25 protein-coding genes are annotated in these 24,552 nt (G+C 48.4%); 15 read left to right on the forward strand and 10 right to left on the reverse strand.

Annotated elements, in window-relative coordinates:
* Positions 1 to 2 precede the first annotated feature (2 nt).
* A complete protein-coding gene (locus AC58QO_RS25755; RefSeq protein WP_497270570.1) occupies positions 3 to 1,097 on the reverse strand; it encodes a GerAB/ArcD/ProY family transporter in 1,095 nt (364 codons plus the stop codon).
* 182 nt (positions 1,098 to 1,279) lie between these two features.
* On the opposite strand from AC58QO_RS25755, the gene AC58QO_RS25760 reads away from it, so the two are divergent.
* Positions 1,280 to 1,603, forward strand: coding sequence for a hypothetical protein (locus tag AC58QO_RS25760; RefSeq protein ID WP_497270572.1), 324 nt, complete (start codon positions 1,280 to 1,282; stop codon positions 1,601 to 1,603).
* Between the two features lie 97 nt (positions 1,604 to 1,700).
* Here AC58QO_RS25760 and AC58QO_RS25765 read toward each other — a convergent pair whose 3' ends face one another.
* Complete coding sequence (locus tag AC58QO_RS25765; protein ID WP_497270574.1) at positions 1,701 to 2,666, reverse strand: aldolase catalytic domain-containing protein; 966 nt, start codon at positions 2,664 to 2,666, stop codon at positions 1,701 to 1,703.
* 168 nt (positions 2,667 to 2,834) lie between these two features.
* Between AC58QO_RS25765 and AC58QO_RS25770 the strand changes: the two genes are divergently transcribed.
* The 4 genes from AC58QO_RS25770 to AC58QO_RS25785 all read left to right on the forward strand — a co-directional run bounded on the left by AC58QO_RS25770 (position 2,835) and on the right by AC58QO_RS25785 (position 6,803).
* Positions 2,835 to 3,671: an inositol monophosphatase family protein gene (locus tag AC58QO_RS25770; RefSeq protein WP_497270576.1), complete on the forward strand. Its 837-nt coding sequence runs from the start codon at positions 2,835 to 2,837 to the stop codon at positions 3,669 to 3,671.
* Positions 3,672 to 3,753: 82 nt separating this feature from the next.
* Positions 3,754 to 4,170 carry a BRCT domain-containing protein gene (locus AC58QO_RS25775; protein WP_497270578.1) on the forward strand — a complete coding sequence of 139 codons (417 nt, stop codon included), beginning with the start codon at positions 3,754 to 3,756 and terminating at the stop codon, positions 4,168 to 4,170.
* 274 nt (positions 4,171 to 4,444) lie between these two features.
* The gene (locus AC58QO_RS25780; RefSeq protein ID WP_497270580.1) at positions 4,445 to 5,269 is read left to right on the forward strand and encodes a hypothetical protein; all 825 of its coding nucleotides are present in this window, start codon (positions 4,445 to 4,447) and stop codon (positions 5,267 to 5,269) included.
* A gap of 178 nt (positions 5,270 to 5,447) precedes the next feature.
* Positions 5,448 to 6,803, forward strand: a complete 1,356-nt coding sequence (locus AC58QO_RS25785; RefSeq protein ID WP_497270582.1) for a dicarboxylate/amino acid:cation symporter — start codon at positions 5,448 to 5,450, stop codon at positions 6,801 to 6,803.
* Positions 6,804 to 6,869: 66 nt separating this feature from the next.
* Here AC58QO_RS25785 and AC58QO_RS25790 read toward each other — a convergent pair whose 3' ends face one another.
* The 3 genes from AC58QO_RS25790 to AC58QO_RS25800 form a co-directional block, all read right to left on the reverse strand.
* Positions 6,870 to 7,028 (reverse strand): hypothetical protein, encoded by a 159-nt coding sequence (locus AC58QO_RS25790; protein WP_497270584.1) that lies wholly within the window; start codon positions 7,026 to 7,028, stop codon positions 6,870 to 6,872.
* An 86-nt stretch (positions 7,029 to 7,114) separates the two neighbouring features.
* Entirely contained in the window at positions 7,115 to 8,374 is a 1,260-nt protein-coding gene (locus tag AC58QO_RS25795) for a BaiN/RdsA family NAD(P)/FAD-dependent oxidoreductase (RefSeq protein WP_497270586.1), read from the reverse strand.
* A gap of 211 nt (positions 8,375 to 8,585) precedes the next feature.
* Complete coding sequence (locus tag AC58QO_RS25800; protein ID WP_497270588.1) at positions 8,586 to 9,512, reverse strand: FAD:protein FMN transferase; 927 nt, start codon at positions 9,510 to 9,512, stop codon at positions 8,586 to 8,588.
* 223 nt (positions 9,513 to 9,735) lie between these two features.
* On the opposite strand from AC58QO_RS25800, the gene AC58QO_RS25805 reads away from it, so the two are divergent.
* Positions 9,736 to 10,419: a response regulator transcription factor gene (locus AC58QO_RS25805; protein ID WP_497270590.1), complete on the forward strand. Its 684-nt coding sequence runs from the start codon at positions 9,736 to 9,738 to the stop codon at positions 10,417 to 10,419.
* A gap of 14 nt (positions 10,420 to 10,433) precedes the next feature.
* Entirely contained in the window at positions 10,434 to 11,927 is a 1,494-nt protein-coding gene (locus AC58QO_RS25810; protein ID WP_497270592.1) for a sensor histidine kinase, read from the forward strand.
* A gap of 128 nt (positions 11,928 to 12,055) precedes the next feature.
* On the opposite strand, the gene AC58QO_RS25815 is transcribed toward AC58QO_RS25810, so the two are convergent.
* Positions 12,056 to 12,442: a DoxX family protein gene (locus tag AC58QO_RS25815; RefSeq protein WP_497270594.1), complete on the reverse strand. Its 387-nt coding sequence runs from the start codon at positions 12,440 to 12,442 to the stop codon at positions 12,056 to 12,058.
* A gap of 246 nt (positions 12,443 to 12,688) precedes the next feature.
* Between AC58QO_RS25815 and AC58QO_RS25820 the strand changes: the two genes are divergently transcribed.
* From AC58QO_RS25820 to AC58QO_RS25840, 5 genes are all read left to right on the forward strand, one after another.
* The gene (locus tag AC58QO_RS25820; RefSeq protein WP_497270596.1) at positions 12,689 to 13,519 is read left to right on the forward strand and encodes a hypothetical protein; all 831 of its coding nucleotides are present in this window, start codon (positions 12,689 to 12,691) and stop codon (positions 13,517 to 13,519) included.
* A gap of 211 nt (positions 13,520 to 13,730) precedes the next feature.
* Positions 13,731 to 15,431, forward strand: a complete 1,701-nt coding sequence (locus AC58QO_RS25825; RefSeq protein ID WP_497270598.1) for a permuted SH3 domain-containing protein — start codon at positions 13,731 to 13,733, stop codon at positions 15,429 to 15,431.
* Positions 15,432 to 15,465: 34 nt separating this feature from the next.
* Entirely contained in the window at positions 15,466 to 16,191 is a 726-nt protein-coding gene (locus AC58QO_RS25830) for an ABC transporter ATP-binding protein (protein ID WP_497270762.1), read from the forward strand.
* Positions 16,188 to 17,363, forward strand: coding sequence for an ABC transporter permease (locus tag AC58QO_RS25835; RefSeq protein WP_497270600.1), 1,176 nt, complete (start codon positions 16,188 to 16,190; stop codon positions 17,361 to 17,363). The genes AC58QO_RS25830 and AC58QO_RS25835 overlap by 4 nt, the downstream gene beginning before the upstream one ends.
* A 19-nt stretch (positions 17,364 to 17,382) precedes the next feature.
* On the forward strand, positions 17,383 to 19,575 hold the full coding sequence (locus AC58QO_RS25840; protein ID WP_497270602.1) for a hypothetical protein: 2,193 nt from the start codon (positions 17,383 to 17,385) through the stop codon (positions 19,573 to 19,575).
* Between the two features lie 53 nt (positions 19,576 to 19,628).
* Here AC58QO_RS25840 and AC58QO_RS25845 read toward each other — a convergent pair whose 3' ends face one another.
* Together AC58QO_RS25845 and AC58QO_RS25850 are read right to left on the reverse strand one after the other, a co-directional pair.
* On the reverse strand, positions 19,629 to 19,991 hold the full coding sequence (locus tag AC58QO_RS25845) for a hypothetical protein (RefSeq protein WP_497270604.1): 363 nt from the start codon (positions 19,989 to 19,991) through the stop codon (positions 19,629 to 19,631).
* Between the two features lie 265 nt (positions 19,992 to 20,256).
* Entirely contained in the window at positions 20,257 to 21,273 is a 1,017-nt protein-coding gene (locus tag AC58QO_RS25850) for a metallophosphoesterase family protein (protein ID WP_497270605.1), read from the reverse strand.
* A gap of 208 nt (positions 21,274 to 21,481) precedes the next feature.
* Between AC58QO_RS25850 and AC58QO_RS25855 the strand changes: the two genes are divergently transcribed.
* Genes AC58QO_RS25855 through AC58QO_RS25865 form a run of 3 tightly spaced genes read left to right on the forward strand, consistent with a single transcriptional unit; the run spans position 21,482 to position 23,426 of the window.
* Complete coding sequence (locus AC58QO_RS25855) at positions 21,482 to 21,850, forward strand: GntR family transcriptional regulator (protein ID WP_497270607.1); 369 nt, start codon at positions 21,482 to 21,484, stop codon at positions 21,848 to 21,850.
* The gene (locus AC58QO_RS25860; RefSeq protein ID WP_497270608.1) at positions 21,850 to 22,746 is read left to right on the forward strand and encodes an ABC transporter ATP-binding protein; all 897 of its coding nucleotides are present in this window, start codon (positions 21,850 to 21,852) and stop codon (positions 22,744 to 22,746) included. The genes AC58QO_RS25855 and AC58QO_RS25860 overlap by 1 nt, the downstream gene beginning before the upstream one ends.
* Entirely contained in the window at positions 22,743 to 23,426 is a 684-nt protein-coding gene (locus tag AC58QO_RS25865; RefSeq protein ID WP_497270610.1) for a hypothetical protein, read from the forward strand. The genes AC58QO_RS25860 and AC58QO_RS25865 overlap by 4 nt, the downstream gene beginning before the upstream one ends.
* A gap of 54 nt (positions 23,427 to 23,480) precedes the next feature.
* Here AC58QO_RS25865 and AC58QO_RS25870 read toward each other — a convergent pair whose 3' ends face one another.
* Positions 23,481 to 24,011: an SRPBCC family protein gene (locus AC58QO_RS25870; RefSeq protein WP_497270612.1), complete on the reverse strand. Its 531-nt coding sequence runs from the start codon at positions 24,009 to 24,011 to the stop codon at positions 23,481 to 23,483.
* A 42-nt stretch (positions 24,012 to 24,053) separates the two neighbouring features.
* The gene (locus AC58QO_RS25875; protein ID WP_497270614.1) at positions 24,054 to 24,386 is read right to left on the reverse strand and encodes an ArsR/SmtB family transcription factor; all 333 of its coding nucleotides are present in this window, start codon (positions 24,384 to 24,386) and stop codon (positions 24,054 to 24,056) included.
* Positions 24,387 to 24,552 lie beyond the last annotated feature (166 nt).

The following is a 24,552-nucleotide window of genomic DNA, read 5'->3' on the forward strand; positions in this document are numbered from 1 at the left end:
CCCTAGCTCTCTACTCTTCGCTTTCTAATTACCCCGCTTAATAAGAAAATAATGAATGGAATCACCACGAATAGCGGAAGCTCAATAATCCAAGGCACAACCTTTAGGCCTACAAATATGTGGCTTGCTATATTTTTGGCGGTGTAAATCGAGATAAACCAAATCAGGATAGCGACGGGAATAATCACTATGCGATGATTCTCTGTTTTCCACTGTGTGGTGATGGTTGTGCAAGCCGCGTAGACATACAGTATGATTTTGAACAAACCGCCTGTAATGAAAGTTGTTACCACAAACGGATCGAAATTGTCGATAAAATCGGCGATTCGGATCAACTGAAAGCTGGTTAACAGCGGATAGAAGGAGCGATAGAACAGATCTGGCCCTAATGTACTGACAGCAATGAGGTCAAGAACGACAAAAACAGCGCCGACCAACATAGAGGAGTACAGCGCAGCCTTACGAAACTTGCGTGGGTTTACAGTTAATTTCCAGATCATCGTGAAGACCACAATTTCACCGAAGGTGGTTGTTAAACCAAGCGGGAATACCGTCACGCCAATGCTCCTCCAATCTGATGCCACAGGCAGCAGCCACGAGAGGTCTACAGCATCTGAGAAGATCAGCAGGATGAGCTGGATGCAGGTAAACAAGAATACGATGATGATACTGAGCTCAGCTAACCGAGCAATCCGTTCAATACCGGCATAACAGGCATAGGCAACCAAGATGGCAAGAAGAAGCATTAAGAACGGAGCCGGTGTGCTAGGGAGGAGAAAAGTTCCCATTAGCTCTCCCAGATCCCGCAGAATTCTTCCAGCTTCGTAAATAAAAGCAAACGTATACAGGGTGGTTAAAAAATGGCCAAAGTAGCGGCCGAAGGTTATTTGAAGCAAGGAGACTAAGTTTTCTCCCGGATGTCGTTCATATATAAGTGTAAACATCCACACGATGCCTATTCCGATCATTGCGCTGATCAAAGCGGCCAGCCAAGCATCCTGCTTAGCGCCACCAGCGAAACCAAATACAATTGTTGTACCTAGCTGGAATAAAAACATAAGACAGAATGTTTGCCATGTCGAGAGCACTTGAATCACGCAGAACCCCCCTGACGTGCTAATGCTCTTACTATTTTCAAATAAGGGAAAAAATATCCTTCCATGCCTGAAATCACCTGATGTGTAAACGAATTGAGGGGGTTAAAATGTCCATTAGCCTAGTCCACCTTCCTTGGTTGTGACATAAAATAAATCCATAGACGAATGAAGGAGTAGAACCTATGAGTATATCTCCGAAAAAGAAGGTGCGCATCAAAGTCAAGCATAAGGTAGCGATATTACTCCGAGATCACGATGCTACCGCAAGAGTCTATGTTGAAATCTTTGGGGATTTGAAGTCAAGAGAAGTCATGGTGGAAGCGATAAAACGCTTAGAAGCTGGATTGATTTATGCGGATGAGAAATGCACAGAATTAATTGAGAGTGATTATATCGAGGTGTACCCAAAAAAGAGCTTAAACCGAAGAGATGGGGAGGACTTCATTTTTCTCATCGATCGGGCCTACGCAGAAAACTATGTGATTTCGGCAAAAATTATCAGGTAGTGGCAAGGCAGAGTGGTATAAAAAACCCCTATTCATGCAGTTAGAAGGCTTTCCCTTCTTAAACTGGACTTGAATAGGGGTTATTGAATTGCATTACTTATTTCTTGCTTGCAGCTGGAGACGTTTCTACAGAAGTTAAACGATCGTAGAAATCGACCAGATTATTTCTTTCAGGTGAGTCAAGCAAGGCCATTGCTGTACGAGGATGCTCGTCCAAAGCACCAACGATCATGTAAGGAATGAGGTAACCCCAATCCCATTTCTCACGCATTGCGATCATGTGCTTTTCAATAATGCCAAGAACAGGACGTACATCGTAACGTGCTCCCTTAAGGTGGCTGAGCAACAATTCGGTTGTACAGTTACCTGCTGCGCGCCCCATACCGTATACGGAGGAATCCAAGAAAGTTACACCTTTGGAAGCACCCGTTAGCGTGTTAGCGAAAGCAAGCTGCATGTTGTTGTGCATATGCAAGCCAAGTTCCTTCTCAGGAAGCAAACGTTGGAACTTGGAAACTAAGTAATCAATGTCTTTGGATTGCATGCTGCCGTATGAATCTACGACGTATACAACGTCAACCGGGCTTCTGTTGATTTCTTCAAAAGCTTCCGTCAACTCGTTCTCCATTACGTGGGAAAGCGCCATAATGTTCAGGGACGTCTCATAACCCATGTCATGGAATTTCTGTACAAGCTCAAGACCTTTATCTACATCCTTGATGTAACAAGCAACGCGGATCAAATCGAGCAAGCTGTCTTCACGAGGCAAAATGTCTTTCTCATCCACACGTCCGATATCAACAAGAGCGGATAGTTTGGTATCTGTTTTTTTGGTAATCACATCACGCAAGAAAGATTCATTAAGGAATCTCCAAGGACCTGATGATCCGCCTTTAAGTAGCTTCTCTGAGTTCTTATAACCAATTTCCATATATTCTACGCCGGCTGCGCTCAAGCCGCGATACATGTCTTGGACAAACTCCACGCTAAAATCCCAATCGTTAACTAAACCGCCGTCTCGAATCGTACAATCCAAAATCTTGTGCTGATGATGCTTTACCATACTCGCAATGCCCCTTTCGACAGCTCTTGTCGCCTTCTGATTTTGCTATATTATCACTTATGAACAGGTGGCTTGTCAATGCAAAGCCAAGGCCGCAACGCAACTTTTCTAGGTAGGATATGGTAAAATATAAACGACAGAAGTGATCACGCAAGGAGGATGTAGGGAATGAATCGAAACGAATGGACATTAGCAAGGGAAGTTGCCGCCAAGGCAGCTGTGAAGGCAGGTACGCTGGCCAAGCAACGTTTCGGTGGTCAATTAATTCTTCAGCACAAGGATGAGCGCGGTGATCTGGTGACAGAAGTGGATGTGCAGGCGGATCGTCTTATCGTGGAGGACATCCTGAGTGTGTTTCCGACGCATCGTATTTATAGTGAAGAAGCCGGTGAGGGTGGAGCAGCGAGTGACTGGGTATGGCATGTCGATCCCTTGGATGGAACGAATAATTTCGCGTTGGGCGTGCCTTTATACGGCGTTTCAATATCATTAAGCTACCAAGGGCGCATCGTACTGGGTGTTGTACATGATTCTGTTATGGAAATGACCTATGTGGCTGTGCAAGATGAGGGAGCTTGGCAAGGGGATCGGAAGCTGCAGGCGAGGCCGAGTGGTGCACTAGTGAAGTCTACAGTTTCATGGATACAAGGACATGCTGTAACGAAAGATGATCAGCGGGCATTAGCGGTTAGGTATCATCTGGAGTACTCGGTCAAAAGAGTGATGCGCTTATGGGCCCCGTCCCTGGTGTGGGCTATGCTGGCTAGAGGCGATCTGCACGGCGTTGTCTTGTACAACTCAGAAGGGGAGGATCTGTACGCAGGCTTGCTGCTTGCGCAGGAGGCTGGTGTGAAGGTTACAGATTTCGCAGGCAATCCGCTTCCGTTACTCGGAGGCCCAGCTGTTATTGATGAAGCGGGTGCGGACAAGGCTGTCTATTTGGTTGCTGCTGTGCCGGAATACCATGCAGAGCTGCTCCAATTCGTTCAAGAAGCACTTAAGTAAGAATAGGTGTCGAATAGGATAGGAACAATTGGTCAAACCTAATGGCAGACTTTCCATTTGAAGGAAGAAGGGGTGCTAATAGATGAAAGACTTTGTTCCTATCTTTTTTGAATTTGATCAAACGCGGGATGCCTTGCTTGCGCTAGATACCCTAGAAGAGCTCGGCTATAAGCCAGAGCTGCTGGAAGGGGAGCGGGCCACGCTGCACATCCATCTGGATGAGCAGGAGATCACCTCGGCCATCGAAATTGCCCAGTCGCACGGCGGGCGGCTTGTTGATAGTGCGCAGATACAATCGGAGCAGGCCACCTTCGCCATGGCGTATGACCTGGAGGGCTCCATCCGCATTCCGGCACACACCGTGAATGAGGACTGGTCCGACAGTTATGCAGCCTCAGCGGTGGTTGCGGATCGCGATGCGCTGCCGAGTGACGATGAGGCGGCGTTCGATCCTTCGGCCGATGACTATAATCATTTTAGCGCCGGTATTCGGATTTAACCGGCGGGAACGAATTAGAAGAGCCTGAGGAGGGGGAGCCTCGGGCTCTTTGGGTTTTGCTGAGGCTTCGGGGGCATAAGGCATCAACTTCCGGCTTCAACTGTATATATCCATTAGAACGCCATATTTTAAGCAAGAATGATGCGTTTGATTGGTTTTGAGTTGGAGCCCGTTTTCAGCTTTTTTTGAAGAACAATGGAAATATCATGTAACCTTTCGTCACCCGTATGCGTTTGGTGTAATAAGGAAGACAATTGAAGAAGGAGTGGTTCTCATGGGAAGAATGAGGAAGATCGCCATCGCTGTGGTTATGGTTAGTATGGTCAGCGCGCTTGCAGGATGCGTCGCGAAACAGACCAATAACGGGGTCACGAGCAGCAGCGAACCAACGACGCAACCAACAGCGGCTGTCTCTCCGTCGCCTTCCCCTGAGCCTACTTCGGTAGGGTCACCTGTACCATCCCATGTGCCAGCAACACCGCAGCCGTCTTCGACCCCAACACCGGTACCGACGACCAAGCCGCAGGCAACAGCTAGCGCGAAGCCTACGCCAGCAGCAACGGCGCCAAGCTTCTCCACCCCTTTAGAGGCTAAGCAAGTGATTGAAGCAAGAGCTGAAGAGGTGCTAATCGCGCTCAAGGAGAAGAACATGGCGAAGCTTGCAGGCCTCGTGCATCCGCAGAAAGGTGTCCAATTCTCTCCGTATTCCTATATCCATACAGCGACCGACATTCAGGTTCAAGGCAGTAATTTAGCAGCGCTTTGGGCTAGCCCAAGTCTCACGCACTGGGGTACTTTCGATGGATCAGGCGATCCAATCGACCTCACATTCCCGAATTATTGGGCTAAATTTGTATATAACGCCAACTTCGCCGCAGCGCCTCAAATTAGCTATAACACAATACTGGGCAAAGGGAACATGATCAATAATGTGTTCAGCGTTTACCCGACCAGTTCATATATCACCGTTGAATATCATTTCCCTGGTTTTGATCCGCAATATCAAGGGATGGATTGGACCAGTTTACGACTTGTTTTTGAATACTCAGGCTCGCAATGGGTTGTCGTCGCCATCGTGCATGACCAGCACACGATATAGAAATTTCGCGGGAATTTCATGAAAAAGATCTAAAGCCGAATTGAACCTCGTATACATTAGAGGATCGTTCGGTTTTTTGCGTTAACTGGAAATTAAAACCATTGACAGGTGATGTGAGTTGTCATATATTTATCACAATTAAACCAAGTAGACTTGTAGGAATAAGGGGATGATGAACATGCAAAACAACCTAGTAACCGCTTTTCAAACGAACTGGGTAAGCTTAGTCGTATCAATCGTAATTATTGGTTTCCTCGTTTTTCTAGGCAAAAAGAGAGTGAGTTTCGGTAACCGAGTCTTTATCGGTTTAGGACTTGGTCTAGTGGCAGGGGTTATTTTTAACCAAACCGGATTGCAATTTAAAAGTGTAAGCACGATCGGAACAACTTACGTTAATTTGATCAAAATGCTAGTAATGCCTCTGGTCTTTATTCTTGTTATTAATAGTATTTCGTCGTTGTCTAGTATGGCTCAGCTTCGTAAACTGGGTGTCAAAACAATTGGCTGGTTCCTAATTACAACGGGGATCGCAGCATTAATCGGTCTTCTAGTTGCATTGGCGATTGATCCAGGTAATGGCATCGCACAAGCGGTTCCGAAGGATTTTAAAGCCAAAGAAATTCCAACCTTCTCCCAAGTAATTCTGGATCTGGTACCGTCCAATCCAATTAGCGACATGGCGAGTGGTAAAGTTGTACCGGTTCTAATCTTCGCTATTTTCGTTGCAGTAGCCATCGTTTCAGTAGGTTCCAAAAAACCTGAGGCTGTAGCATCTGTAAAAGCATTCATTACTTCTGCAACTGCAGTTATGCACCAAGTTGTTAAATATATTATTCGTTTGACTCCTTATGGGGTGTACGCGTTGATTGCGGCAATGGCAGGTAAATATGGATGGGAAACATTAGAGCCGTTATTTAAAATTATTTTGACTTCCTACGTGGCATTAATTATCCACTTCGTCTTGATTTTCGGCGGACTTGTGCTGCTTGTAGCGAAAGTTAACCCTATTAAATTCTTCAAAAAGGCATACCCGACGATTGCAGTTGCCTTTACTACTCGCAGTAGTTATGCAACGCTTCCTGTAAACTTGGAAGTTATTACGAAACGTCTACGCGTATCACCGCGTATTGCAAGCTTCGTGGCGCCGCTTGGGGCAACGATGAATTTCAACGGCTGTGGTGGTGTTTGGCCAGCGGTTGTCGCGATTTTCGTAGCAAAAGTTTACAACTTGCCACTAGGTATTTCCGAGTATGCATTGTTGATTCTAGTTAGCGTTATCTCCTCCATCGGGGTTGCTGGCGTACCAGGTCCTGCATCGATTTCAACAACGGTTGTATTGACAGCACTTGGCTTGCCGCTTGAAGGTATGGGTCTTGTTCTTGGTGTAGAAGCACTGATCGACATGGGTCGTACAGCAGTAAACGCAACAGGTACTACAGTTACAGCATTGCTTGTAGCAGAATCCGAAGGTGAATTCGACCGCGCTGCGTTTGATCGTGACGAGGAAGATGAATTGGATCTAGCGACTGCGTAATAAGCAGAACGTGAAATAAATGAAAAAGACGAGCGGACACCTTGGTGTTCGTTCGTCTTTTTTTTTCTAAAACAGCGGGAATACATAACGGACCAGGAAAAACAGCAGTCCGAAAATGATAATGATGTACGCAACATATTTAATAAAAGTTGATGCAACAAGCCCCTTGTCATATTTCTGCTCAATTCGCTTCTGCTCAATGTCCACGCTTTTCATTGGTTCCATCGTTTCCAGCTCCCTTGTTAGGTATGGGTGTAACCTATACCTAACAATACCCGTTCGGGCGGCGGATGAATCACCAATATAAGACGTCACTCCTGCATCGCCGCATGCGTGCCCGCCATATATCCTGTCGAAAAAGCCGCGGTGATATTATAGCCGCCCGTGTAACCATGAATATCGAGGATTTCTCCGCAGAAGTAGAGACCTTGCACGAGCTTGGACTGCATCGTGCTCGGATCTACTTCTTTGAGCTGAACGCCGCCGCCGGTCACGAACGCTTCTTCTAAAGATAACGTCCCCTTAACGATAACGGGGAAAGCTTTCATGAGCTTACATAGCTCCAGCCATTTCTGCTTAGGTATGTTGTCATACGTCAGCTGTTCGTCCAACTCCGACTTCGTGAGCAGAAGCGGGATGAGCCGCTCGGACAGCAGGGGCTTGAGCACGTTTTTGATCGCTTTCTTAGCGTCGCTTCTCGCGAGCGCCATGCTCTCGTTGTACACCTCGTCGGTGCTTAGATCAGGGAACAAATCCACCGTGACGAGAACTTCCTTACGCTCGGATTTGTTCAGTTCCTTCACCACGAACTGGCTGCAGCGCAGCGCAATCGGCCCTGAGAGGCCGAAATGGGTGAACAACATGTCGCCGCGATGCGCGATGATCGGCTTCCCCTTCGCGTTCAGCACGCTGAGCGTCACGTCGCGCAAGGACAGTCCTTGCAGCTCGCGGCTGCGGATGAAAGGCTCCTTCGAGGTTAACGGAACCTCGGTCGGAAAAAGCGGCGTGATCGTATGCCCGCCCGCCTCAGCCCAAGCATACCCGTCTCCCGTGGAGCCGGTGTGCGGCACCGAGCATCCGCCGGAGGCGACGATCACAGCGCGGCTATTCAGCGTCTCCCCGCCCTGCAGCTGGATGCCGCTCACGCGGCCGTCCGCGTACAACACCTTTTTGACCGGACTGTTGGTCCGGATCTCCACACCCTGGCGCCGCACTTGGCCGATCAACGCGTCGACGACAGTTTTGGCCTTGTCGCTGATGGGAAACATCCGACCATTGTCCTCTTCTTTGAGGTGGATGCCGAGATTTTCAAAAAACGCAATAATGTCCTTATTCCCGAAATGGGTGAAAGCACTATAAAGGAAGCGCCCGTTGCCGGGGATATGCTTGATCAATTCATCCATGTCTTTGTTGTTCGTCACGTTGCATCTGCCGCCGCCAGATATGCCTAGCTTACGCCCCAGCTTATCGCCTTTATCGACGAGCAGCACTTTTGCGCCGTCCCTGCTTGCAGCAATGCCAGCCATCAGGCCAGCGGAACCGCCGCCAATTACGATTACATCATATGTCATTCAAATAAAGCCCCTGCCTCGTGTATTTTCTACATCATAGCATGTGAAGAGCCTCATATTCAAAAGATACACACAGTACGTGGATAACTTGTTGATAAAATAGCCATTTTTGTGGGTAACTAATATGTCGTCTGTGGACAAAGTGTGCTGAAATGTGGATAACATTCATTTTTTCCTAATTTCATCCACAAATGATTTTCAAATCATCTCTTTAAGCAAAGCTATCAACATCATCCCTACCCTGTCTTTCACTAAAATGAAAATGATCCACACGAATGTCTTGCCATTTCCTATCGAGAGAGGACTCTTGCCCGTAGTAGTGAAGCTCATCTTGCTTCGAAAGTACAAGAGCCTCGCACGTATCACTCCGTTTAGCTAGTAAAGAGAGACCAGCCTCCATCCCGAGTGAGCCGATAATACGTGCCCATACATGGCATTCCACAAGATCATGACCTGTCACTGTGCATTGCAGCACATCGCTGCCAGCGTCACCATGCCCACGATCCTCAAGCGGGCTGTACGTAGAGAGAGCACCCTCCGGCATCACAATCGCACCAAGTTTGGCGTTCTTGTTCCATGGATTTTGGATCCCGATCCGCCACGGCTCCTGCTGAGCCCCAGATTGCCCCCATACCGTCACATCGCCCTCGGATAGAATGAGCCCTGTTGCAAGTGATAAGGTTTGCTTCAAATAGTCGGTTAATCGTTTCAGAGACCAGCTTTTCTCGATGCCTTGCAATTGAATACACGTATGCTGAGGCAGCGTTACTGACTTGGTCATAGGATTAACCTTCCACCCTTCCCGAGCAGGTGCTGGCGTGAACTGTGGAGCGGCTCCCTTCTTATATAGTAGAGGCGTATATTGGCCATCTGTAATGGCCTGATACATTTCAGCAAGGAAGAGCACCTCTAGCATTGTATTGGACACAAGGCAGCTTTCTCCGGCTAATGTATTTAAAAGGTTAATTTCACTGTCTGCGAGGCCGAGGGAGAAGCGCTTTTCCTCACGTCCAAACCATTCATTGCCGATCTCATGTATCTGCAGCTTTTGGTGTTCCTCACAGGGGAGCAGAAGTTCTATTGCCGAGTCCAGTGTTTGAAAATGAAAAGGGAGGAAGGGTTGTGTTGTCATTGTCATCAGGAATTCCTCTTTTCTGTCGATCTTTACTTCATTTGAGTTCAGTATAAGGGAGCTAACTGAGATTCTAATGATCATTAGCTGAAAAGTAGCTGAAGATTCCGTGACATTCCGCAACTTTCAGCTAGCTTTCAGCCGCTGCTCAGATTGCTTTTAGGCAGGATATGAGATACTGATTGTAGAAGTCGTGTACGATATGAATTTCTCGGGGGAGACGATACAGATGCGTCAAATAAAAGGGATAAAAATATTACTCGTCGATGACGAACCGCATATCCTAGAGTTTCTTGAGCTGGGGCTAACGAACGAAGGCTTCGAGGTGATGACAGCACAGGATGGTATCAGTGCGATCACAGCGTGTAATAAATTTCAGCCGCATATCGCGATTCTGGATGTGATGATGCCTGGGATGGACGGTTTCGAGGTATGTCGCATGATTAAGAAGACGGACAATGTTGCCGTCATTATGCTAACAGCCAAAGATGAAATCGATGATCGGGTTAAGGGGCTCACGCTTGGAGCTGATGATTACATGATCAAGCCATTTAGCTTTGAGGAGCTGCTGGCACGGATCTATGCGCGGATTCGGAACCATTTTCCAAACTTATTCGGGGAAGTCGTCATTGGGCCGCTTCGCATGGACGATCGTCGCAAAGAAATCTCGATGCATGATCGGATCTTGGAGCTGTCGCCAACGGAATACGAGCTGCTGAAATTTATGGCGATCAATCACGGCCTTGTGCTGAGTAAGACGATGATTCTGGATAAAGTGTGGGGCTATGATTTTGGCGGGGAAGAAAATATAGTGGAAGTGTACATACGCTCCCTGCGCGAAAAGCTTGGCGATAAGGAGCATAAGCTGATTCGCACCATTCGCGGCGCGGGGTATCGGATGGATTTGACATGAAGAGGCGTGGCTGGTTGGCTAATAGCTTTGAGACCCGTTCTTTAAAGTTTCAGATCCTATCTCGCACGTTACTGGTCATGTCTGCCCTGTTGCTGTTAATTGGTGTGTTTCAATATGTGTTCATGCAGCAGTTTATGTTTCAAAATAAAGCAGAGACGATTCGCAACCAGCTCGCTGCGCTGCCGCCGAACGTGTGGCTTCGGGCAGAGCAAGGGCAAGATAAAGGAACGAGTCCTTTTCTGCCTAGGCAGGATTTCATGCGAAATAATCGGCAGGATGCTTTCGGTGAAGGTCCGCGGATTTTCGTGCCAGATTTAACGATAGCTCTCATAGATGACAAAGGGACTTACAAACTCATTTCCTCACAGGACGAACAGTCGACTTTGGAGTTAGAGAAGGAAGAATATGTAAGAATCCTGCAAAAGAGAACGAAGAAGCAGGAGCATTTGATTATGAAAGACAGCAAAGGGAATGAACAGCTGGTTGTATTCCATCAAATAGGGGGAGAACCAGAGCGTTCCCACGGCTATCAGGCGCTTATTCAGGCAAGCACAAGCACAGCTCCGATTAAAGATGTTCTTCTACGACAGCTGCTTACGTTCTTGTTTCTATCGATGCTCGCGATGGTGATTGGTTTGCTGGGCTTCCTGCCTGTCTTAAGGCGGACTCTCGTACCATTGTCCAATTTGGTAGATACGGTTAAAAGTATTGATTCCGGTAACTTGAACGAACGCTTCCCTGCTCATCAAGGGCAGGCGGAGATGGATCGTTTGGCGACTTCTTTTAACAGTATGTTAGAGCGATTGGAATTTTCATTTGAGGCGGAAAAGGAAGCGAAAGAGCAGATGCGCCGTTTTGCCGCGGATGCTTCGCATGAGCTTCGCACGCCGTTGACCTCCATTCACGGCTTCCTGGAGGTGCTGCTGCGCGGTGCTTATCAACAGCCGGAACCGCTGTTGAAAGCTTTGAAAAGCATGCACGGCGAATCGGTGCGCATCAACAAATTAGTCGAGGACCTGCTGCTGCTGGCCCGGTTAGATCGTACGCCGGCCTTCCAGAAGACGGAGGCAGCTATGGATGACTTGCTCCACGAGATGGAGCATCAGTTGCGACTACTCGCAGGTGAGCGAACGGTCACCTTCCTCTTGGAGCCGGAGACACAGTGTCAGTGTGATCCGGACAAAATCAAGCAAGTGATCCTCAACTTGTTCCACAATGCTGTTCAGCATACGCATCCGGAGACGGGTGAGGTGAGAGTCTCCTTAGTGAAAACAGGCGCAGGCGTTGAAATCGCCGTACGTGATAACGGACCTGGGATTGCGCCGGAGCATATTGCGCATCTGTTCGACCGGTTCTACCGCATCGATTCCTCGCGGGCAAGACGCAGCGGCGGGGCGGGCTTGGGTTTGTCGATTACTCGCTCGATTGTGGAGCTGCATGGCGGGACAATTGAGGTGGAAAGTGTAGTCGGTGAGGGGAGCACGTTTATCGTGCGGTTGCCGCGATAGTATTTAAGAGAAGAAGCTGGCGCTGATGTGTCAGCTTTTTTTTTGTGCGCTCAGAGTTTGGTGGAGTAGAAAAGAAGAGAAGAGAACCACAAAAGACCACCCGCCGAACGGGTGGCCTTTCTGCAAAACTAAGAGACGAGCTTGCGGCTGCGCGGGCGAAGCGCCCATGAAGCCATGACCAGCGCTAAGAACACTAGCGGTTGAGCAGCGACGGCCAAGCTATCTCCGTTCAAAATGTGCGAAGCAGCGGCACCCGTGAGCTCGAAGAAAAAGCCGGCGTACGCCCATTCTTTCAGCCGCGGAAAGCGTGGGATCAGGATCGCGATGACGGCCATCAGCTTCCAGAAGCCTAGAATGGTTAAAACATACTCGGGATAGCCGAGTGCGTCCAAAGTGGCGATCTGCTGCTCACCATGTGTGATGAAGAAAAATCCGCCAATCACGAAGCTTGCAGGTCCTAGGATGGTAGTTACCCAGTAAGCGATCAGCTTATTTCGTTCTTTACGATTTGCCATTTTGCAGCATCCCCTCTATTCGGATTAGTGCTCATTTAATCCTTATTCTACCATAATTGAATATAAAAAGCGAACATAAGTACGCTTTTTTTGAGGGCATTATTTCCATGCCATTTTCAGCCAATGCTCAGATGGCTCTCAACGAACCTTCAGTTTACACTCAGATGGGTTTCAGGTAAGGGGGCTATACTTGGTTTTGTAAGGGAAACACAAACACAAATCCAAAGATGAGGTGGAATAACAATTATGAAAAAAATCAGCAAAAAAATTCTCGCAGGTTCGCTAGTCGCATCTTTTGTCATCGGAGTTGGCTTAGTAGGAGCCCTACATAATGAAGCATTCGCAGATACAGCCGCAGGCACTTCCACGAGCACAGCTGCTCCGAAAGCAGGACAGGGTGGTAAAGGCTTTAACGATAGAGGCCGAGGTCAAATGGGAGAGCATGGTGGTTTCCGTGGCGGCAACGTGATCAAAGAAACAGCAACGATCCTAGGTGTTGAAGAAAGTGTCGTGCAGGAAGCACTTAAAGCAGATAAAACGTTAGCGGCTTTTGCTGTTGAAAAAGGATTGACGAAGGAAGATTACTTGTCCAAACTCGTTGCGGCAGAAACAGCAACTATTACAGCAGAAGTTACAGCTGGTAAGCTGACACAGGAGCGAGCAGATGAGATCATGAAAGGTTTGAGCGACCAATTAACGAAGCAAATTGATGGCACGGGCTTCAAGGGAGGTTTCCCAGGCGGTGGTAAAGGCGGTCCTGGAGGTAAAGGCGGCCCAGGAGGTTTCGGTGGCGGGCATTTCGGCAATCCGGAGGTCATTACGACTATCCTTGGTATTACACAAGATGAGTTAAGAACAGAGCTGGAATCAGGCAAATCCCTCGTAGATATCGCAACAGCGAAAGGTATCAGTGAAGATGCTCTGATTAGCAAAATCAAAGATGGCATGACGGATTCCATCAAAAAGGCCGTTGAGGAAAAAGGTACGGCCCGTAAGCGCCCTGAAGGTGCGCAAGGTCGTCCGGATCGTAACGCAACCAAAGATACAGCAACACCTGCCCCGACAGCTACCAACTAAGGGGAGGATATAGAAAGCTGCTCGCTGTGCGAGCGGCTTTTTGTGCTTGCGGTGGAATGTCCCCTTTTTCAGCAAACGCTCAGCTTTCGTTCAACTTACTTTCAGCCTACACTCAGACAGGTTTCAGTCGCCCCTAGTAGACTACATCTTGTGAAGATTGTACGACCTAGGCAACGAGTGTCTGGGTAAACCGGGAGAGGGGTTATGACGGATGAAAGTAGGCAGGAAAAAGAGGTGGCTCATTGTAGCCTTAGCTGCCATCCTTTGTGGGGCGGGTACATACTACTATGTACATAAGAATGCGAAGCCAGCAACAGCGGCAACACAGCAAACAACGATGAAGGTGGCCAAGGGAAATATCTCAATGGCTGTATCAGGTACCTCTCAATTGGACGCTAAGGATAAGCAAAATATCGTGATTCCAATGGAAGGGATCATCAAAACAATGAATTTAACCCAGAACCAAGTGGTTAAAAAAGGCGATGTGCTTGTCGAGCTTTCCGTTCCGTCAACCGAAACGAATCTAAAGGAAGCGCAAGTGACCTTGGGGCAGCTGGAAAGTGATCTGGCGGAGCTGCAGTCTGAGCAAGGAAATATGAGCGTATCCGCACCGATGTCGGGCAAGATTACCTTGAATGCTAATTTCGACGTCGGCAGTCAAGTGAATAAAACGACAAAGATCGGTACGATTTCAGATACAACGCAGTTTAAGGTGAAGCTGCCATTCTCATTGCAAGAAGCTGTTCAACTGAAAAAGGGTGACCCTGTGGAGCTGAGTGTGGACGGTTACTTGCTATCGAAGGTTGGTGCTGTCGATTCGATCGGTCACGAAATTAGCGCCGACGCGAATGGCAATAAAGTGGTGCTAGTTGATGTACTGGTCGATAATGACGGCACGCTTTCGGCAGGTTTGAAGGTGAAAGGCAGCATTGGCAGCGGGAATACCAAGGTAGCGTCTTCCGATCAGGCTGCACTCGCCTATGTGCGCACAGCGTCTATTTTCTCCGAAGCAAGCGGTACGGTGAAAACACTGAAATTCAAAGATGGCGATACGATTAAACAAGGCGATCTGATTGTGACTCTTTTTAATGACGACATTCAAAAGAATATCATCTCCAAACAATCCGCGATTGAAAGCCAGAAAATTCGTGTCAGCGATGCTCAGCAAAAAGTTGATCAATTGACGATCAAGGCACCGTTTGATGGCGTGTTCTCGGCTGATTTTGCCAACAGTAAAAATAATGTCCTTCGAAATTACCCAGTCGGCGCGCAAATCAATGCGAACACTACGCTGGGAGCGGTAGCGAGCTTAAGCACGATGCAGCTTGCGATTGCGGTGGATGAGCTGGATTTGACGAGTGTGAAGGTCGGGCAGAAGGTTAACGTCAAGGTGGATGCGATTGCGGGTAAAACCTTTACAGGTGAAGTGACCTCTGTATCCAATGTGGGTACAACGACGAATGGCGTGACCACCTATGATGCGGTTGTGGCAATTCCGAATACGGCTCAGAACGATTTGAAATATGCCATGACGGCGACAGCTGAGATCCTTATCCAAGATAAGAAGGATGTGCTTGTACTTCCAATTCAGGTTGTGACGACAACAAGAGGCAGATCAACGGTTACGGTGAAGAAAGCCGATGGTACAACCGAAGAGAGGGAGTTAAAAGTAGGCATCCGCAGCAAGACGCTAGTTGAAGTGCTCAGCGGGGTAAATGAAGGCAAAGAGGTTGTCATGCCGGTTCGCAGAGCAACAACCACGACGAATCAGCAACAGCAAGGCTTCCCAGGCGGAGGTGCCTTCCCAGGTGGCGCAGGCGGCTTCCAAGGCGGTGGCGGTGCAGGTGGAGCTGGCGGCGGTGGCTTCCAGGGTGGCGGTAATGCTGGCGGTGGCGGCGGGGCGCGTCAATAAGGAGCTAGCCTTGCCCCTGAAAGGAGCGAATGGGATGAATATCATTGAGCTAAATGAGATCACGAAGAGCTACACCCGTGGTGCGGAGGAATTGCAGATTTTGCGCGGTATTACCTTGCATATTGCAGAAGGTGATTTTGTCGCCATTATTGGTCCCAGCGGATCAGGAAAATCGACGTTGATGAATACCATTGGGCTGCTAGACAGCCCGACGTCAGGTTCATATACATTGGATGGCGTAGCTACTGAGAAAATGTCAGACAACGGACTTGCTCAGCTGCGCAATCGGAAGATCGGTTTTATTTTTCAACAGTTTAACCTGTTACCAAGGCTGACAGCGACGGAAAACGTCGAGCTTCCCATGATTTATGCAGGGATTCCAGCGAAACAGCGCAGAGAGCAAGCGAAGCGCATGCTGGAGAAGCTGGGGATGGGTGAGCGTGGACATCACAAGCCAAGTGAGCTTTCGGGTGGGCAGCAGCAGCGGGTTGCGATTGCGCGAGCGTTGGCCATTTCACCGTCGCTCATTCTGGCGGATGAACCGACAGGTGCGCTGGATTCGAAGACGGGCATCGAGGTGCTCGAGTTGATCAAAGAGTTAAATCAGCAGGGCAATACGATTGTGTTGATCACCCATGATCATCACATTGCAGACAATGCGAAGCGCGTGGTGGCGCTGCGTGATGGTGAGATCGTCAGCGATACTCGCAATGATGCGTGGTCGGTTGAAGTGCCTAAGCTAGAGGAGGCGCATTCATGAGAATTTGGGAGCTTTTCCAAATGGCGATGAGCACGATTCGTTCTAATCCGTTACGAACGGTTCTGACCATGCTGGGCGTTATAATCGGGGTTGCTTCGGTTATTACGCTTGTGTCGATCGGTCAAGGGACATCCAAAGCCATCGAAAAGCAGTACGAAGGACTAGGAACGAATCTTTTAACGGTAAACCTGATGGGGAACGGGCGCGCAACGCAGTTGAATTATGATGAGTTCATGACGTTGGAGGGGACAGCAGGCATCTCTTCAATTGCACCTACAATGACGCAGAATAGCAGCATTAAATTCGACCGCACAACGGAGAGCTACAATGTGATCGGAACGAATGACCGTTATTTGGAGTTACAAAAAGGAAAGATGGCCAGCGGGCGTTTCCTCGCGCAAGCGGACCTGGATTTCCGCAATCACGTTGCGGTTATCGGGAGTGATGTGGCTACGAAGTTTTTTGGCAAGGAAGACCCGATCGACGAAGAAATTAATGTGAAGGGCTTCATGTACACGATTATCGGTGTTCTTCAAACGAAGGGCTCGAATACGAGTGGAACCTCGTTGGATAGCTCGGTGTTTGTACCGCTGCCGACGATGAGCCGGGATTTCAAGCTAGGTAACATTCGGACCGCCTATGTGGAAGCATCCTCCGGTGATCTCGTCAGCCGTGCACAATTAGCCTTAGAAGCTTACTTATATCAGAAGTTTAAAAGTACAACGGGATACAACATTTTGAACTCGTCCGAGCTCATTAGCGCAAGACAAACGGCGTCCAGCACGCTGACCAACCAATTGGTTGCTGTCGCTGCAATTTCCCTGCTTGTAGGCGGGATCGGGATTATGAATATTATGCTCGTGACCGTGAGTGAGCGAACGAGGGAGATCGGGATTCGAAAGTCGATTGGGGCGAAGCGCAGAAATATTTTGCTGCAATTCCTAGTCGAAGCTACCTTAATTAGCGGGATGGGCGGTTTGATCGGTTTACTGGTCGGGGTCGCCTTATCGCTGGCCTGGCCGTATATCAATCCAAGCCAAGAGACGAGCCTATCGCTTAATATTGGACTTTATGCGTTTTTATTCTCAGCACTCGTTGGTGTCATTTTCGGCTTATATCCAGCTAATAAAGCATCAAAATTAAAACCGATCGACGCCCTGCGTTTCGATTAGGCAACAGGAGGTTTGTAACATGATTCGTCAACTAACATCGATTGGATTGAAATCAAGCTCACTTAAACAGACGAAATTGGCTATCCTACTGACGGGAAGCTTGCTGGCTGGCTCATGGACAGTTCCGGGCCAGGCTGCACATGCCGCATCTGAGGGCGTTTTTATCTCGAAGGATTCTTATTTTATGCTAAATAAAGCAGCGTTGTCGTCTTCATCCCTACAGTTTTCCGTATTATTTCATAATGGGGAAAATCAGACGCTTGATTTTAACAAGTATGGCGTGCGCGTTACGGATGGTGCTGGGCACAGCTACACGGCCAATTTGAGTGAGAAAAAGAGCGGAATCGTGAGTGGTGGTAAAGAGGAAAGCTTCCGATTCTATGCGAATTTGCCAGCCGGTGAAAATGCGGCTGATCTGAAAGTGGATGTATTCCGTTGGGATTACAATAAATCAGATTTCATGAATCATCTTGGTGAACTGCCCGTTTCTTCGGTCATTCAGGAAGGACAGCTGGAGGCGCCAGAGGAAATTATCAGCTTGCGCACGCTAGACAGCACACTCGCGAATGATGCGTCCCTTGCTTTTCAACTAGGCCAGAGCGTACGTGTCACGGAGAATGGCAAATGGTACATGTATACACAAGTGGCAGCGAAAAATTTAGGTTCTAGCAGCGTGAAGGTGCCAGCTGGACTGCTCGTTCGCCTTGTGGACGCCAATGGTTTGAAATACACCTCGACCGTTGCGAGTGGGGCGGATACGGCTATTTTGCCGAATCAGTCCGATACGTTGACACTCAAAACGCTGATCTCCAAAGGCATGCCAACAAACCGGTTAACACTGGAATATTATTACTTAAACCAAAGTGAGGATGTTTCACTGGGGACCTTGAGTATGAATTCGTCGCTGAATACGGTAGCTTTAGGCGTGAAACAGAGCTACGCCGGACAGCAAGATGGCGAGAACGTGACAGCGAAGGCAAGCTCATCTACGTATTCGATACAAGCAGATGGTGTCCACGTGCAGACTGTGGTAACACTGAGCAATGATGGGGAAGTAGTCGCACCTGTGCCTGCATTGGCGGCGTCCTATCAGTTCGGTGACTCGGGCTCGTCCGTATCATCGACAGATAATAGTACGCGCAGTGCCTTTTTAGCGCCGAAGGAGACGGCGACCTATTACTTCAATGCGACATTGCCAACAGGTGTCGATCCGAATGCGGCACAGCTCGTGCTCTGGCAAAAAGCAGCGGCGAGCACGGGCAGCTCAGCAGGAAGCGGGACGTCGACGGGAACAGGAAACAGTACAGCAACAACCGGGAACAATACATCGACAACAACGGGTAACAATGCAGTGACAACAACTGGGCAACAGCCTGTGGCTGTGTTCCTGCTGAAAGGCGCGAGCGAAGCTCAAAACGGCTTCACCACAGCGGTAGACTACGAGCTTGGAACCAAGCTTGCTCTGGGCAGCAGCGTTATAAATCCAAATCTCGATGTATCGCTCATTGAGCTTCATGCGCATGAGAATGATGATCTCGGCTACAAAACCGCGATTGCCAAATACAAAATCACCAACAACGGCACGAGCACGCTCGCGCTGCCTGAGCTGCAGAACGAGCTCATCGATAATAAAGGCAACGCCTTCACAGGCTCTCGTCAAAGCGCGGCGGCAACACAAATTACACCGGGAAGCTCCTATGTTGTAAGTTATTCTTACTTGCTGCCTAATAAGGAAACTGATGACGATGATGATTCTTTTGCATTGAATGTGTACGATGATAAGGCCGTGTCCGAGGGCAACGTGTCCGCAGGGACGTTCAAGGTTGCTCTGCAGGAAACAGAGGCAGGAGATACAATCGCGATCTATCCATTCTCCCTTAAAATCAATGACAGCTCGATTGGCTGGACGTATAGCGGCGGCACCTTCTCGTATGTTCTCGGTCTAGACATGGATATTACTCATGAGGATCAAGTCATTATTGACGCTAACTTCTCCAAAATCCAATTCGAGATGGTTGATTCCCTAGGTCGTGTCGTTGGCACCCAAGATGCTGCACTGACGGGCACGGCTAAATTAACGAGCGGTATTCAAAAAGTCACCATTTCCGGCTTGAAAAACGAGCAAGTGGATAATGGCATTGTCGTCAATATGTACGAAGTGATTAACACGCCAAACGGAACGGCGAAGCGCCTTCTGAAGCAATTTAAGTAAAAGAGAACTGCCCACACCTGGCTTACACCTGGTGTTGGGCAGTTTTTTTCTTATTAGCCGATAAATACGAATGCCGAAATACCAGAACGGACCGTACGTGTACGGAAGATGACACCGTCTTCATCAAAAGTTCTAAGAACTAAAGTACGCGAAGTAGGCGTGCCAATCGTACTGAATCTTGCTGTTCCAAACGCATCGAATCGAGCAGTTGCAAGACGAGTACCGTTTAAAGTACGAGCCTCACAGAAAAAGCCTGAAGTGACGAATGGGACACCAGCGTTATCTACCCAAAGAATAGTAAGTCGTCTTAGTATTTGTTTAGGGCCGAAATTTTTGTTAAGAGGAATGCGCGTGTACGACTTACCTTGTTTGCCAGAGTCTTTGAGAGTAGGGATGTTACGTTTTGTGTTTTGCATCTAAGTTTTCACCTCCTTCTCTCTATCTGTTTATAGTAGATGTCGAGGGAGGCTTGCCCGTTAAGTAGTTTTACCTATGTAAGAGAAAATGTGTTAATAGATAGATTGATTGATTTATAGATTCGGTGTCTACATGCAAAAAAATAAGAACAATCCTACAGGTGGACTCTTGCTGTAAGCGTGAAAAACAACCTTACAGCAGCACGAAACGCATTTGTGCTTCTGTAAGGTTGATAATCATCACTAACGATATGTAGCAGATGCGTTACTTTACATCATACCCCTTGGCGATGGATGGCTCGATCCATCGCTTTTCGGTATGCTCGCGGCGCAGAATAACGACGCGTTCAGGGTAGACGTCCACGATCAAGCTCTGGCTGAGCGACCGTGTTTCAGGCTCGTTCTTGGCGCTCCATACCTGGCGGATGGAGGCGCTTGAAGCAGCAAGAAACTTCAACTGCTTCACTTGGTTGGTAGTTTCAATGTTCCAGTGGGTGTGCCCACTGAACAGAATGACGTTCGGATGCGCGTCAAGTATCGCGCGCAGTTCCTGGTGCTGGACGACGCCCAGCTCCAGATCCGTGCCATCCAGCGTCCGCGGCAGCGGCTGGTGGAGGAACACGAACACGGGCTTGCGGGCATCCGCCGTGCCCGCAGCCGTGAGCCGCTCGCGCAGCCAGCTGAGCTGCGCGGGAGAGAGGAACGCATCCTCGTTGATGGATGCGTCTACGTCTCTGTACGCTTCCCCGCTAAGGAACAGGAAGCGATAGCCCTCCACGACAAGCTCGTGATACGGCTTGTCGTAGCCCCAGATGCGGTCGAATAAAGCGACCGCTTTCGCACTCGACCACGATGGATTCATCTTCGAGTAATCCATCTTTCCATCCGGCTTGTTCCACACGCCGTAGTAATCGTGGTTGCCCATGGTTGCCTGCACAGGGGCATGGGGTTGGCGGCTGAGCAGCGTCATCAAGCTGCGGTAATCACCTTCACTGCCATTCGTGAGGTCACCGTTCAGGACAAGCAGCTTGCTGTCGGGGCGCAGCGCATGGTGATCCGCTAGCGCTTGTCGCAGAAGCAGTAGAGAAGCTGAGTCCGAGGAGACGACATGAAGGTCGCTCATCACCGAGAAGGAAAACAGCGGTGGGGCTTGCTCAGCTTCTGCGCTAGCCGTAACGGGTATAGTGGTTTGGTGAAGCCCATGCCCACCTGCTCCAACAGGGCTGACCACAGCCAAACCCAACAGCACTACCAAACTACTCCGTATAAGAAATAGAAACATAGCGAACCTACCTTCCTATAAAGTTGTGACATGATGTCTGGGGTCGATTTGCCTACCTAACAGCTTTCCTCTACTGGTATTCCCCGATAAAAAAGGAATTATTTAATTGCCCAATTTTCATCAAGTAGTTGACATTCAAGTTATTTGGTTGTATGGTTAATTACATGAGTAACTAACCAATGTAGCAACGAAAGCGGTGGTGATAATTGTGGGATTTATGATGGACGATAGCCGCCCGATTTTTGTGCAAATCGCAGAGCAGATTGAGGATGACATTATCGAATCACGCATGCCGGAGGAATCGCAGGTTCCTTCTACGAATCAATTTGCAGCCTTTTATCAGATCAATCCGGCAACAGCAGCTAAGGGAGTTAACTTACTGGTGGACCAAGGGATTTTGTACAAGAAGCGTGGAATTGGCATGTTTGTAGCGGAGGGAGCGCGAATCAAGCTGATGGAGAAGCGTAAAGAACAATTTTATGAGCAGTATGTGGTGACGATGGTAAGGGAAGCTGAGAAGTTGGGCATCACGTTAGAACAGTTAACAGAAATGGTGCGGAGAGGGGAGAAAGCGTAATGACGAACGTTGTTGAGGTAAAAGGACTTACAAAGTCCTATGGCAAAGTGACCGCTGTGGATCATGTAAGCTTTAAGATTGAAGCGAATAAAATCTATGGTTTACTCGGCAGAAACGGCGCTGGCAAAACGACCATTATGCATATGATCTCCGCACAGCAGTTCGCGACTAGCGGCGAGCTTACGGTGTTTGGCGAGGAGCCTTTTGAGAATAGCCGGGTGCTGAATCAGATTTGTTTTATTAAAGAGAGCCAGAAATATCCGGAATCGTTTCGTATTATTGATGTGATGGCGGTGGCCAAATCCTTATATCCGAACTGGGACGACGCTTATGCTAACGCATTAATTGAAGATTTCCGACTTCCGATCAAAAGGAAAGTAAAAAAACTATCCCGAGGCATGCTGTCCTCCGTAGGGATTGTCGTAGGGCTCGCAAGCCGCGCGCCATTGACGATTTTTGATGAGCCCTATCTGGGGTTAGACGCGGTAGCTCGTGTGCTGTTCTATGATCACTTGCTGGCAGATTACGCTGAGTACCCACGCACCGTCATTCTTTCTACGCATCTGATTGATGAAGTAAGTCGGTTGTTGGAGCATGTGCTCGTGATCGACAACGGGAAATTGATTCTCAATGAAGATGCTGACGCGCTTCGCGGCCGTGCTTGTATGGTTTCCGGTCTGAAATCAGCGGTAGACGCGTTCACGCGGGGGAAAGAAGTGCTAGAGAGAACGGCAATTGGTTCTGCTGCAACAGCGACCATCATAGGCGCTCTTTCAGTGCAAGATCGCAAATACGCCGAAGAATTAGGACTGGAATTTGCTCCAGTTTCCATCCAGCAGCTCATTGTTCATCTGACACGCACGCAAGTGGCGGGAAAGGGGTCTGAATCACTATGAACCGAGTTAAGCAAGTAGTCATGCTCCATCTAAGGAACAAGAACACGTGGTTTGTGGTTCCATGGGCCATCCTGGGCGCCAATTTTCTGATCAATGCTTTAATTGCTCTCTCACTTAATGAAGGCGAAGTTATGAATACGGGTGCGATTGCCTCCATCTATATCTACACATTGATAACAGGCACGCTTACGCTCAAAGAAACGTTCCCATTCGCCATCGGGCTTAGTATTCGGAGAAAAGATTATTTCTTCGGTACAGCATTGACTGTCCTGTTGGTGAATACGATTTCAGGGACACTCATAACCATACTTTCAGCTATTGAGCAAGCAACGGATGGGTTTTATGTGAATTTGCATCTATTTGAAATAGGGTTCCTAAGCGATCTACCGTACATCGCTATACTGGGGATTAATATCATCCTTCTGATACATTTGTACTTCCTTGGATTTACAATTTCGAGCTTGCATCGCCGTTTTGGCAGCATGTCCATGTACATCTTCTTTGCAGCCGCGCTGCTGATGGGGACGATTACGTCCTACACGATAAGGCATTTCGAGCTTAGGGACGATATTGCCCATTGGGTAGTAAATCACTACATGGAATTGTTCTGGTGGATGATCCCGATGGTCGTCATCTACTCGATCATCTCCTACGGATTGCTGCGCAGAGCAGCTGTATAACTAAAAAAGAGCTCCAGAAGATAATACTTCTGAGAGCTCTTTTCTCGTCTGGGATTAACCCTTGATTTTCGCCAAGTATTCGTCCAATTGATTGAACGTTCCGCCGAATCCTTGTTCCATGGAACCTTTCATCGAAGCGTAGAATTGAATCTCTTCTTCTGTCGCGTTGATCGGGCCGCCCTTCATTGTGATAATGGTATGGCCGTCTTCTTCGGTCAGCGTTAATTCAGTTACGATTTCTAGCGGGAAAATAGGGCTGAACGGTGCACGGATCACATTGCCGTCGCTATCTGCAAACGAAGTGACATAAACCAATCTCGTAGGGGCTTCCACTTCGCGGTACGAGAATCTTCCGAACATTTCGAAGCCCTCAGGGCTTTTCATCCCATAATGGAAAATGCCCCCCGGACGAACGTCCAAAACCTTCACAGTCAACTCCATACCTGTCGGCCCCCACCATGCTGCCAAATGCTCCGGTTGTGTCCACACGCTGTATACAAGCTCAAGCGGAGCCTTCACGATACGTGTAATCTCTAATTGAACCTCAGTACCATTCCCTGTCATTTCAAAAGCATTTTGTTTCATTATTCATTCCTCCATTGATTAAATGTGTGATCCTGCGCCTGACTATTCGTCAGTCTGCTTCGATTCCTTGGCTTGCAACGCCTGTAAATAGGCTTCCATACGATCAAACTGAGTCTCCCATAGTCGCCGGAAAGGGCCCAACCAGTCATCCATAGCTTGGAGAGACTGCGTTTGCAGTTTATAGACCCTCCGGTTCGCGATCGGCTGCACATCGACCAGCCCTGCTTCGTGCAACACCCGCAGATGCTTGGAAACCTGAGGCTGACTAAGGCCAAGCCGTTCAACGATCTCCCCTACGGTCAGGGGACCATCTCGCAAGAGCTCAACGATGTGTAAGCGGTGTGGTTCGGCAAGAGCACTGAATATCGTATTCATGCACACAATATACCTCGAAAGGAATATTCCTGTCAAGGAATATTCAAATGGAAAAAATAACATGGATCAGACCAATTTGTCGGATCGTTTCTATGTGCGGAGTTCCCCTCTATAGGTTAACTATCGTAAACAGATCGGGATGGAAATATACAAACAGCCTACTCGG

It is taken from the genome of Paenibacillus sp. J31R30 (genome assembly GCF_059692115.1).

Coding starts and splice junctions, on each gene's coding strand:
- AC58QO_RS25760 (WP_497270572.1), top strand. CDS start 1,280: ATGAGTATATCTCCGAAAAAGAAGGTGCGCATCAAAGTCAAGCATAAG.
- AC58QO_RS25765 (WP_497270574.1), bottom strand. CDS start 2,666: ATGGTAAAGCATCATCAGCACAAGATTTTGGATTGTACGATTCGAGAC.
- AC58QO_RS25770 (WP_497270576.1), top strand. CDS start 2,835: ATGAATCGAAACGAATGGACATTAGCAAGGGAAGTTGCCGCCAAGGCA.
- AC58QO_RS25775 (WP_497270578.1), top strand. CDS start 3,754: ATGAAAGACTTTGTTCCTATCTTTTTTGAATTTGATCAAACGCGGGAT.
- AC58QO_RS25780 (WP_497270580.1), top strand. CDS start 4,445: ATGGGAAGAATGAGGAAGATCGCCATCGCTGTGGTTATGGTTAGTATG.
- AC58QO_RS25785 (WP_497270582.1), top strand. CDS start 5,448: ATGCAAAACAACCTAGTAACCGCTTTTCAAACGAACTGGGTAAGCTTA.
- AC58QO_RS25790 (WP_497270584.1), bottom strand. CDS start 7,028: ATGGAACCAATGAAAAGCGTGGACATTGAGCAGAAGCGAATTGAGCAG.
- AC58QO_RS25795 (WP_497270586.1), bottom strand. CDS start 8,374: ATGACATATGATGTAATCGTAATTGGCGGCGGTTCCGCTGGCCTGATG.
- AC58QO_RS25800 (WP_497270588.1), bottom strand. CDS start 9,512: ATGACAATGACAACACAACCCTTCCTCCCTTTTCATTTTCAAACACTG.
- AC58QO_RS25805 (WP_497270590.1), top strand. CDS start 9,736: ATGCGTCAAATAAAAGGGATAAAAATATTACTCGTCGATGACGAACCG.
- AC58QO_RS25815 (WP_497270594.1), bottom strand. CDS start 12,442: ATGGCAAATCGTAAAGAACGAAATAAGCTGATCGCTTACTGGGTAACT.
- AC58QO_RS25820 (WP_497270596.1), top strand. CDS start 12,689: ATGAAAAAAATCAGCAAAAAAATTCTCGCAGGTTCGCTAGTCGCATCT.
- AC58QO_RS25825 (WP_497270598.1), top strand. CDS start 13,731: ATGAAAGTAGGCAGGAAAAAGAGGTGGCTCATTGTAGCCTTAGCTGCC.
- AC58QO_RS25830 (WP_497270762.1), top strand. CDS start 15,466: ATGAATATCATTGAGCTAAATGAGATCACGAAGAGCTACACCCGTGGT.
- AC58QO_RS25835 (WP_497270600.1), top strand. CDS start 16,188: ATGAGAATTTGGGAGCTTTTCCAAATGGCGATGAGCACGATTCGTTCT.
- AC58QO_RS25840 (WP_497270602.1), top strand. CDS start 17,383: ATGATTCGTCAACTAACATCGATTGGATTGAAATCAAGCTCACTTAAA.
- AC58QO_RS25845 (WP_497270604.1), bottom strand. CDS start 19,991: ATGCAAAACACAAAACGTAACATCCCTACTCTCAAAGACTCTGGCAAA.
- AC58QO_RS25850 (WP_497270605.1), bottom strand. CDS start 21,273: ATGTTTCTATTTCTTATACGGAGTAGTTTGGTAGTGCTGTTGGGTTTG.
- AC58QO_RS25860 (WP_497270608.1), top strand. CDS start 21,850: ATGACGAACGTTGTTGAGGTAAAAGGACTTACAAAGTCCTATGGCAAA.
- AC58QO_RS25865 (WP_497270610.1), top strand. CDS start 22,743: ATGAACCGAGTTAAGCAAGTAGTCATGCTCCATCTAAGGAACAAGAAC.
- AC58QO_RS25870 (WP_497270612.1), bottom strand. CDS start 24,011: ATGAAACAAAATGCTTTTGAAATGACAGGGAATGGTACTGAGGTTCAA.
- AC58QO_RS25875 (WP_497270614.1), bottom strand. CDS start 24,386: ATGAATACGATATTCAGTGCTCTTGCCGAACCACACCGCTTACACATC.